Consider the following 10,990-nt stretch of genomic DNA (forward strand, 5'->3'; position numbering starts at 1 on the left):
ACCCGCGCCCCGCCACGCACAGCCGTCGCGGAGCCCGCGACGGCGGATACGCGGAACCGGGCAAGGGGTAACCAATTCTCCAGCTCACACATCCGGTGACGAAATGATGCGTCGCGCGACACCCAACGCCCATTCCATGAACTCGACGCACACACCGTCGACTTCCGGATTGATGCTCACCTGCGCATCCGTCCACTCACTCGAACGGCTGTAAACAGCGAGCGCCGCCCCAGCCGACTCAGTCAATGAATCAACAAACTCCAAAACACGTTCGCCACCAACATCATCAAAGTCAATAACTTGAACTCTCCGCCCCTTGAATTCCTCATATCTCACAGATCGATCCCCAGTCACCGAACCAAAGATCCATCAGCCCATCCCATCAGGTCGAGCCATCACGATAACCAGATCGTATCCGCGCAAGCTGATATCCCAAATCCCAGCCCCCCGGCCCGGCCGTGGCTTCCCACCATACCGATCCAGAGGCCAGCCGTTCTCGCCCGGCGGCTCCCGGCGTCGACACGATTCGCACCGGCCGTGTGGGGCCTGTGATGGTGAGATCGTGGACGCGCTGACCTCAGCGGCCGGCCTGACGGAAGTTCAGCCTTTCTGCACGATGCCGCTTGAATGGACACGTAGCTCGATCACCAGTCGCGGTGATAGGTGAAGTTCTCGCCCTCCCCACGAGTCGAGTACAACATCTCGGAGATGCTCTGAAGCTCGGGCTCGCGTCCAGCGAAACCAGTGAGCACCTCGCCGAAAGCGCCGGCCTCCCGAGCAACCCGCCCGAACGGTGACTCTGGAGACAGGCCGATCAACCCGGCACTGTGCCAGAGCAGCGAAAGCTCGGCCAAGACTATGCGAATGTCGTCGATCTTGCTCGCCAGCGCCGAAGCACGGAGCCCCAGGAGGAGCCATTCCTCCTCCCTCTTCCTGACCGCGAGTACGGCCATTCGCTCGGCGAACAGCACCAGGAGGGTCTCTCCGAGATGAGCCAGCCGCCTCCTCGCACTCTCGTAGTCATCCGGTGTGTTCAGACCCCGGCAGATCCGCGCGATCTCCTCATCGTGAGCCGACGGGATCGGAGCCTGGAAGTACTCCGTTTCCGGATCGACACGCAGGTACCTTTCCATCTCTTCCGGTGTTGCATTCATGGCACCTTCTAAGGGGGCGGCAGCATGAATCGATGGTCCGGTGACAGACGATATCCCTGATTCCGCAGCTCAGCGATCTCCTCCGCATACACCCTTGGCTCTCCTCTTCCGTTATCCCAAAGATTTTCTCTGTTGAGGGGGCTGACCAGGCGGTATGTGCGCCGGGCGGCGGCACCTCGCCTGATCCAGGCCAGGTTGCGGGCTAGGCTCCAATCCGGGTCAGGGACCTTCAGCACTAGATGGCCCGGCTCGTTCAAGTAGGCGTCGGTGTCCTCCCGATTCCCGATAACGATCACATCGCTCGGGGTGCCGACATCGGTGAAATCACATCTGTCGTTATGGACGAGGACCGGCGTGGACCCGACGTTCACATGGTAGGTCTGCAGACGGTCGATCGTGAGGTTGTGAACGCGCTGGTGACGGATGGACCAGTGCTTCAGTGCGGTGACCTGGACGTAGGTGCTGGCGCTGGTGCGGAGCCACATGCCCGGCTTGAGATCGGCGGCCTTCACCCAGGCCCCGATGTCACCGGCGGCCCAGAAGGGGTGGGCGTCGGTGGCTATGACGACGCCGGACTTGTCGATGTGGGCCTTGCCCGAGCCGCGATCCTCGGACTTCAAGGGCGCGAAGGCGACATGGCGGTCGACCGTGATCTGGACGAGGTGCTTGTCGCCCTTGCTGGTGATCGTGCCGAGGACGGGTTGAGCGGTGGTTTCACCCGTCTCGGGGTCGGTGGCAAGTACCTTGTCGCCGACCTTGACATCCTCGATCGGCTTCTTCTCGCCGTTGGCCATGAGAACCGTCGTGCCGGGAACGAAACTGCTGCAACCCTTGGATCGTTTACCGCCGGCACCCTTGCCCTGCCCCCCGGCACCGGCACCTGCGGGACTGCTCCCTCCTCCGTCTCGTCCAAAGCCAAAGCCGCCGAGCTCGACGAAGTTGTTCATCCCGTAGCTGAAGAACTCCCCGCCGGACATGCGTTTGCAGCTGAAGCCGCTCATCTTGCAGAGAAGTTGCCCGAAATTGCCGATTCTTCCTAGGTCTCCGGGGAAGCAGGCTGTGCCGTCGCTGGCGCAGGCCGGCATGAGCTCGGGATCCAACGGACCGCCAGTGCCCGCGTACTTCATGTACACGTACCGCAACATCCGCTGAACACCGGCCACGTACGCGATGGAGTTCCGTGCGCGAACGTCAGTGTCGCCCCAACGGAAAGTCACCGGCTTGTTTGGCGACGAGAGGAATTTCCTGGGAGGACCCCAACAGTCGCGCCCGCAGCCGCCGTGTTTGGCCGGTTTGCTGTGGCCGACGTTCATGACGCCCTTGCCGCAGATGTCGGGCGGGCACTGGCCGTCAGGGTCGGCATGCGTCACGGGGTTGTTGTTGGCATAGGCGTAGCCGTTCATCTGCTGAGGGTCGGCCGGGTCCAGGACAGGGTCGACGGAGATGAAGCGACCGGCCTCGGGGTCGTATTCGCGGGCGCCCAGGTGAGTGAGGCCGGTGGGATCTTGGGTGCCGCCGACGAAGCCCTTGTCGTTCGGCCACGTGGCGTCTTCGTCCATGCCTCGGATGGAGCCGAAGGGCGTGAAGCGGCGAACGGTGCTCGCCAAGGTGGCCGCGTCGATGGCGACCTGGGCGGTGCCCTGGTGGTCGCCTGTCAGGTAGGTGACGGAGCCGTTGGACGTGCGCATCGCGACGGTCTGGCCTGCGAAGTCGTAGTAGCGGGTGCCGGTCGCGGTGGAGGCGCCGTTGAGGGCGCGGAGCTCGGTGCCGCCCGGCAGGTAGAGAGTGGCGCCGCCGGGGTCCTTGCGAATCAGGCGGTTGCCCTCGGCGTCGTAGATGAAGGTGGTGTCGTTACCGTTCTCCGTGACCTTGGTCAGCTCGCCTTCGGTGTTCCAGTCGAAGGTCTGGGTGCTGGGGGCGGGGCTGCCGTCGGTGGTCTGGATGGCGGTGGTGTTGCCGGTCGCGTCGTAGGTGTAGCCGTCCGTGCGCTGGCCGGCGGGCCCCGTCTGGGTGAGCTGATTGAGGCGGTTGCCCTGCCCAGGTGGTGCGTAGGTGAAGGTGCGGACGGTGTCGGCGCCGCCGCCGATGCCGTGGCGGGTCTCGCCGGTGCGATTACCGGCCTTGTCATAGGTGAAGGTGTGCCAGTACGGGGCCGGGCCGCCGATCAGCGCGGCGGTTGGGGAAGCGGCGCAGGCGTTGGTGGTGCCTTGCGTCCACGCCTGGGTGAGGCGCTGGAGGTGGTCGTAGGTGAAGCACTGGTTGTCGACGCCGTCGTCGGAGGTATCGGTGATGGATGTGACCGTCCCGGCGTCGGAGTAGTGGTAGAACGCACTGCGGGCGTAACCGTTGATGCCTTCGCGGGAGGTGTTGGCGCGTTCGAGGCGCCGGGTGCCGTACTCGTAGTGGAAGGAAGGCTCGCTTGCCGACCGGACCGAAGTCCATCAGCTGGACCTCGCCGGTGTCGCGGTAGGTGACATTGTCGATGTACGTGCCGAGATTGCTGGTCAGCCGGGTGGGACGGGCGAGTGCGTCATAGGTGGGCGTGAGGGATTCGTAGGGCAGTCCACCGGCGGTAGGTGGCCTGAAGGTTTGCAGGGTTCCGTCGCTGTTGTACGCGGAGACCGTGGAATAGGTCCCGGCGAGCGGACCTTCGGCTTGCGGAATGGTGACCGTGGCGCTGCGGACACGTCCCAGCACGTCGTATTCGGGAACTCTGCTGGTGTACTGGGCGCCGTTGTGATGACGGGTCGTGCTGGCCGCGAGGCCTTTCCCGCGCGTAGCGGTGTCATAGGTGAAGGACGTCAGCAGTGGCCCGTCCGATGCCCCCTCGCGGGTGGCGGTCTTGCGGCCCAGACCGTCGTAGGTGGTGAAGACCTTCTTGCCGCGGGCATTGGTGGTGGAGATGACCCGGTCGAGGTCGTCATAGGCGAACGTGGCGGTGCCCTTGTCGGGGTCGGTGGTCTCGGTCTTGCGTCCGCGCAGGTCGTAGGTGGTGGTGAAGGTGTTGCCGGACGGGTCGGTGACCGAGGCGATCTCCCCGGCGGGGGTGTAGGTGTAGCGGGTCGCGTCGAACTCACCGGTCGGGGTGGCGGCCTTGTACTGGCGGCGTTCGATCACCTTGCCGTGGGCATTCGTCAGCGTCGCGCTGGGGGTGCCGCCCTCGGGCGGGGTGATGGACACGCGGTTGCCGCCGCCGTAGGCGTAGGTGGTGCGCCACAGTTCCTGTTCGGGCTGAGAGCCATTGCCCTTCGTCAGTTTCTCGACGGTCTTGCGACCCAGCCCGTCGTATTCGGTGCGGGTCTGTGACTCCACGGCGCCGGGAGTACCGATGCCGAAAAGTTCCGGTTCTGGTGGGCCCGAGGCCGGGTAGGGAGCGTAGGTCTTGACGACCTGGCCACGGTCGTCGTAGAAGGTGTCGCTGATCAGCCGCAACGGCGCGCTTGCGGGCGCCTGCGTCTGGCGGGGCCGGAGCCATCCGTCCCTCAGTTCGATGCCGGTGACGCGCAGCTGTCCCGCGACGATGGCCTTGGACGTGACCGCGACGATCTTGCCCTCGGTGAACCGGTACTCGTGTTCGTAGCTGGGATCATCGCCGTTGACCTTGTCGCGGTCGGGCAGCCACACCTTGCGCAGCCGTCCGAGCCCGTCGTAGACCAGGTCCGTGCTCAGGCCGTTCGCGTTGGTGGTGCGGGTCGGCAGCCCCCACGCGGGATCCAGTTCCTCGATGGTCGTCAACGCCGTGGCGGCGTTCCCGGCGGTCGCCGGTGGTGTGGTCGTCTGCTTCCTCGTGGTCAGGCCCTGGGTGTCGGTGTAGGTGGTGGTTGTGGTGGCGCCCAGCGCGTCCTTGGCCTGGGTGACGCGGCCGAAGGAGTCGTAGACGTTGCTGGACTCGGTCACGTACTCCGGCGTCGTCCCCGTGTAACCGGCGAGCTTCTCCGCCTTGGTGACGTCGCCCTTGGTCGGGGCTCCACCGAACCCGGCGTTGTCGTAGTAGGCGCGCGTGTCGGTCACGACGTGAGCGGGACGGTTCGGGGTGACAGTGCAGGCGACCGAAACGGTCTCCACCCGGGACGGGAAGCTCACCATCCAGGCGTCGTCGTTGTCGGCATAGCTGGTGCGGGTGCATTTGTCGTCGGCGCTGGTGGAGGTGTCTCCGAGGTCGTTCACCTCGGTGACCCGGCCCGCACCCGGGCCCGTGTCGGCGTAGGTGTTGTCCGTCTTGGTCTCAGTCCAGCCGCCGCCGTCCTTGGCAGTCCAGGTGCGGGTCGTGTCGACGGTGACCAGGTTCGCGGTAGTGGTGCCCCAGGAGCGGGACCGGGAGGCGGTCTGCAGCCGCCACGGGGTGTTGACGGTCTTGGCGTGGACAGCGCCGCCGGGCCCCGTGTACTGGACGGTCCTCAGCGTGAACCCGGACAGCGCGTCGTGATCGGGGTGGGTGCCGCCCTCCCCGTCGGAGACGGAGACGTTCTTCTCCCCGCCGGACGTGGTCTGGCGGTCCCCGTCCATGCCGCGCATGAAATAGGCGTCGGACTGGGTGGACGGATTGGTGTAGTTACCGGTGAAGGTGCGGACGTGGCCGTAGCCGCGCCACTGCGACCAGGTCTTGTCCTTTTCCTTGGTCAGGCCGTCGTCGTCATCGAAATGCCAGGCGGCGCCGCCCACGTACTCGTACTTGGTGGCCATGTCCGGGGACAGACCGGTGCGGTCGGTCTGGATGACGGACGTGACGACATATTTGTGGAACCAGTCGGTGATCGGGTCTTCGCGGCCCGGCGGTGTCCAGATCACCGGCATGCAGCGGGTCGTGTTGGTTTCGGGGGTCGGCAGGTTGCTGAGCGAGCAGTCGGTCTCGGAGTAGGAGATGTCGATCTGGCCGCCGGACTCGTCGTAAATGGCGCCGAGCCGGTAACGGATGTAGGCCAGGATGTCGTCGCCGCTCTTGTCGAGCCGGTTCGGCCGCTGGATGTGGTTGAACGTGACCTTCGGCAGCGTGACGGTGCCGCCCCCATCGGTCGCGGCGTGACCGGTGTGGGTGATCTCCTTCAGGACGAGGTCCCGCTCGACGTCGGCGAATTTCCATTCGTGGTCCATCGACCATGAATCCACCGGCCGGTAGGCCGACCCGTCCGGGGTGAGGATCTGGGTGGTGACCTTCGTCAGGCGCATGCGGGACCAGAACGTCGGCGAGATCGTTCCGTGGTCGTCCTTGCACTCCTGGCCGGAATTGCAGTTCAGGTCCCACGGGACGTCCCACCAGCGGTCCGGATTGGCGCCGATCTTGGACGGGGCGCAGTCGAAGGTCGCGTCCGGGATACAGCGCTCGGAGGTGGTGAAGACGACCTGTGCGGGCGGCTTGGCGAACAGCGCGTCCTTGCGGAGACCGTAGGAGATCGTCTTGAGGTAACCTCCGCGGACATAGGGGGTCTCGTCCCCGACCTTGAGGTTGCGGCCGTAGTGGTTGATCTCCTTGCCGTAGGTGTAATTGATGGCGTTGCCCGCAGCGTCGACGACGTAGTCGAGATTCCAGCGATAGGCCTGCTGGCACCAGGATCCGGCGAAGGTGGAGTCATGGCAGGGTTCGTCGGTGTCGTCGCCGAATACCGGGGTCGTCCACGTCGAATTGGTCTCCGGCTTTCCGGTCGTCCAGCCGGGAAGGCGGTTGAGGCCGAAGTAGTACTGGGTGCCGTCGGTGGTGGTGACCTTCCAGTACTCGCCGTTGTCGTCACCGTTTGAGGTGGACGAGCTGGCGAGCTTCTCGAATTTGGTGCCGTCGTCGCCCTTCATCCGCCAGGAGCCGTCGGCGGCCTTGATCAGTTCCCCGCCCTTACCGTTCCAGGTCACGGTCGCGTTGTCGTAGCCCCAGCATTCGTCCCCGGGCGAGTTCCCCCACTCGTCCTTGGGCGCGCCGTCGTCCTCGCAGGACTTGTAGCTCCGCTCGATGAAGCCGGGCCACAAGTCGAAACCCTCACCGACCCAGGACGGCTGGCCATTGGTATTGGCGGTCTTGCCGTCCACGCTCGCCGAGGAGTAGGAGAGCGCGACCTTCGGGGTCAGCCCGCTGGGAACGGGTGGCACGCGCATCGGATACGACCAGGTGAAGTTACCGGTGTTTCCGCCGGCGTTCCACGTGGCCGACGCCTCCAGGGACGTGGCCTTGTAATCGCCTTGGGAACTTTCGGAACCGGCAGCGGCGACGAGCAGCGTCGCACTGCCCGACGTCGAGGCGGATGCCGGTGTTGCTTCCACTTCCGCAGTGAGTGTCTTCGCCTTGCCGTTGTTGACCGCGTCCAGCGGAATGGGCGTGCGGCAGGCAGGCCGGGACGGGGTGGTCAGGGCGCATTGCGGCATTGTCATGAGCCGCAGCCGCGCACCGTAGGCGCCGCCGAACGCCTGCTCGAACTTGGAATAGTCGAGCCGTAGCCGGACGCGTCCCGGGACGGTGGCGTCGGTGCGGGCGACGGTGAACGCCAGCCCGTCCACCCCGGCGGCTCGCGTGGCGCCACGATCTAGTAGCTGAACCCGTACCCGGCCGGCCGGCTCGACGCCGCCGGGTGCGCGTTCCCGGCCGGGCGCCTCAAGGATCTCGATGGGGAGAGCGCCCGCCTTCCGTCCACCGGCGGCGGCGCCGACTTCGGCGCTGCCGGGCGCCGGCCAGGCCGCGCGGGCCGCCGGGCCGGGGTTGGCGACGGCCGTGTCGGTCTTGCGGGGCTTGACCTTCAGGTTCCGGCCCGCGACGGGCTCCTGCCGGTCGTCCACCGTAGGACGGCCGAGGTTCGGCGGCTCGGCGAGCGCGCGCGGCGCCGACATCAGCCCGAGTGCCATGACAACCGCCGTCACGGCCGCGATCGTAGGCAGGCCCCTGCCTGGGTCCAGCACCAGCGCCTTGCGAGAGGCCCGACCAGATACCTTCCGGCCAGCGTTCACGACATCCTCCATCGCCGATCGCCCTGGGCAAGGGCCGATCACGGATCCAGCGGGTCAAGTGCAGGGACGGGTGCCGGGCTACGGGCCGGCGTCGGTTGGTATGTCGTCGTTGATGGCCAGGCGGGCGATCTGTTCCGGGGTCAAGGCGCCCTGGTACACCCAGATGTCGTCGAGGGCGTCGGGCCAGAACTCCGTACCGTTGCCGTCGGTGGCTCCGAACTTCGTGCGCCCGACCTGGAGCAGGCTGCCCGGGGTCTTGAAGCCCTGGACCTGACCGACCTGCGAGACACCGTCGCTGGTCTGGTACAGCTCAGCGTTGACGTACAGGCTCACGCGGTCGCGGAGCGCGTCGTACACCACCGCCAGGTGCATCCAGCCGTGCTCATCGAAATCGCCGTGGACGGCGGTGATCGGTGCGGCCGCCTGGTCGTCGGCATTGCGCATCTGGATCTGCCAGCTCCCCTGCAGGGCCGGGTCCGCGCCGGGGACGTACCGCAGCTGGAACACATCGGTATTCGCACCGGCCTGGGAGAACACGGTCACCGGCTGCTGAGGACGTCCACCGACGGGCGGCCGGACCCAGCCCGCGAGCGTGAAACTCTGATCGGTCTCCACGACCTTCGCCGCACTCTCGGCGAACGCCTTGGTTGCCGAGTTGAGCTGCAGACCGGCCACCGCGTCCAAGCCGATCCCGGCGCCGTCGACGATCGCCGCGCCATTGTGCAGAGCCAGCCCGGGCGAGCCCGCAGGCCCCTCGAACGCCTCGCCCACCGGCGCCTGGTTCAGCACCCACCGCGCCCTGAGCACCGGATGCTGGACGACCAGCTCCTCGACCTCCCGGTCGCCGAGAATCCGGTCGTAGACGCGCACGTCGTCGATCACGCCGGGCCAGTGGTCGGCCTGCATTCCGGCCCACTTGCTCCGGCCGATCTGGAATCCGCCCGCGGCAAGCCAGGACGAGGCGACCTGCGGGCTCTCCGTCCCGGGCTCGCCGTTCACAAAGATCTGCAGTTTTCCAGAGTGCTGGTTGTACACCCCTACCAGGTGGGTCCAGGAGTTCAGGATTGCGGGCTCTTTCGAGAACGCCTGATAGGCGGTGGTGTCATCACCGTTATCGACCTTGACCCTGGAGAAGGCCCACTTCTGATAGGCGGCATCATATTTGAGGTAGAAACCGCTCCTGCGCTCGCCGTCCTGGCTGAGGACCGTCCTGGTGCGGTCCCCCTTTTCCAGACGGACCCATGCCGATACCGCGAAACTGCGGATGGTGTTGATGACGGGACGGTCGGTCCCGGCGTGCGCCTGGGTGGTGTCGTCGAGCCGCAGTGCGCTGCCCGCCTGCCCCGGGGCACCGAGCGTCGCCGCGCCGTGCAGGCTCGCCTGCCACGGATCCATGGGGCTGTACACCCGCATCTTGCCCGCCGGCTCGTCCATGTTCCAATGCGCGGCCTTGTCCGCCCCCGCCGGGGCCGCACCATCGAGGAGTTGCTGGACCTGCTCGCCGAACAGCGCCTGGGTGAACACCTGAACGTCGTCGATGGAGCCGGGCCAATAGTTCCCGAAAGCCCGGTTGTAGAGGCTCCGGCCGATCTCGAACGCGCCGTGTGACACCAACGGTGCGCCCGCGGCCACGGTGGCCTGCAACTGCCCGTTCACATAAAGTCGCAGTTGTGCGGCGCTCTGGTCGTACACGCCGGTCAGATGGCTCCATTCCCCGAGGGGAAGCGGGGTGTCGTCCGTGGCCTTGGACCAGGCTCCGCCACCGCCGTCGGTGTCGGTGGCGGGCTTCTTGAACTCCGGCATCCCCGCCGGATCGATTCCCAGCTGGAAGGCGCTCTGGAACGTCGAGTTCTGCGCCAGGACGTTCACCATTCCGTACCGGGTCGGCTTGGCCCAGGCCGACACCGTGAAACTCTTGGTCGGGTCGACCAGCGGAAGAGTGCTCTCCACGAAGCCGTAAACGCCGTCCATCGACAGCCCGGTCCCGTGCTTGCCCTCACCACCCAGAGTCGCCGACCCCGCCACCGTCGCCGCAAGCCCCGGACCGGTCGAGGTCACCGCATTGGCTCCGACGCCCTCGTTCAGGGTGAACCGCGCTACCGGGTCGGCCCCCGCATTCACCAGGAACTCGTAGGAGACGCTGGCGCCCTTCTGGCCTCCGGCCGAGAACGCCTCGACCTCCAGGACGTTCGGCCCCGATCGGGTCGGTGCCAGACCCGCCACCTGCGCCGCCCCATTGGTGGTGGTGAGCGTTCTGATCGGAACACTGTTCAGGGTCAGCTCATACCGGCTGGCGACCCCCGCCGAGTCGGAGATGACGAACCGTCCGGCGTCCCCGACACCGCCGCGCCATTCGCCGCCCTCCGGGTACTCCTGCGAGGTGACGGTCGGCTCTCCCGGAATCGCCGGGTCGTAGAAGAAGTAGCAGCCGGTCTGCGCGCCGGAGTAGCTCCAGGCGCTGTACTGCTCGCCGTCCCAGGCCCGCACTCCCCAACCGATCTTGGTCCCGACCGGGATCGTGTGCGGCACCTCCACATCGAACTTGCTGCCCGTGGTCTTCGGGCCGATCAACCCCGACGTCCACTTCTCACCCCAGTCCGACCCGTCAGGTTTGTTCGCCCAGTGCAGCGTGAACTGGGCGTACACCTTGTTGGCGTCCTCGGCGTCGCGGTCCTCGAGGTAGGCGTACAACCTGGAGAAGTCGTTGACCGACTTGGCCTGCCCGCTGGGCAGGCACGCGGTGCCCGGGTCGGCGTACATCCTGTCGGTCTTGGGCTGCTCCGGGGGGTTGTTGTACTGGACCCGCAGGTAGGCGTCGTCGGCGAACCGCTTCCACCACGACATCGACGACTCGTTGTAGGCCTTCAGCCCGAACGTGATCGTGGAATGGCCCTTGTTGACCGCGTCCTGCA

The 10,990-nt window shown here is 66.4% G+C and carries 5 protein-coding genes; all 5 read right to left on the minus strand.

What is annotated here, in order from left to right; translation table 11 throughout:
- Positions 1-84: 84 nt before the first annotated feature.
- A complete protein-coding gene (locus E1264_RS33015) occupies positions 85-336 on the minus strand; it encodes a hypothetical protein (RefSeq protein ID WP_132179791.1) in 252 nt (83 codons plus the stop codon).
- Positions 337-644: 308 nt separating this feature from the next.
- The gene (locus tag E1264_RS33020) at positions 645-1,154 is read right to left on the minus strand and encodes a hypothetical protein (protein WP_132179793.1); all 510 of its coding nucleotides are present in this window, start codon (positions 1,152-1,154) and stop codon (positions 645-647) included.
- An 8-nt stretch (positions 1,155-1,162) separates the two neighbouring features.
- The gene (locus tag E1264_RS33025; RefSeq protein WP_132179795.1) at positions 1,163-2,842 is read right to left on the minus strand and encodes an RHS repeat-associated core domain-containing protein; all 1,680 of its coding nucleotides are present in this window, start codon (positions 2,840-2,842) and stop codon (positions 1,163-1,165) included.
- Positions 2,843-3,278: 436 nt separating this feature from the next.
- Positions 3,279-7,991: an RHS repeat protein gene (locus E1264_RS33035; RefSeq protein WP_132179797.1), complete on the minus strand. Its 4,713-nt coding sequence runs from the start codon at positions 7,989-7,991 to the stop codon at positions 3,279-3,281.
- Between the two features lie 165 nt (positions 7,992-8,156).
- Positions 8,157-10,990 (minus strand): LamG domain-containing protein (locus tag E1264_RS33040; RefSeq protein ID WP_132179799.1); only part of this gene is annotated, 2,834 nt, incomplete at its 5' end.

This window comes from Actinomadura sp. KC216 (assembly GCF_004348535.1).
In the GTDB taxonomy this organism is placed as follows: Bacteria; Actinomycetota; Actinomycetes; order Streptosporangiales; family Streptosporangiaceae; genus Spirillospora.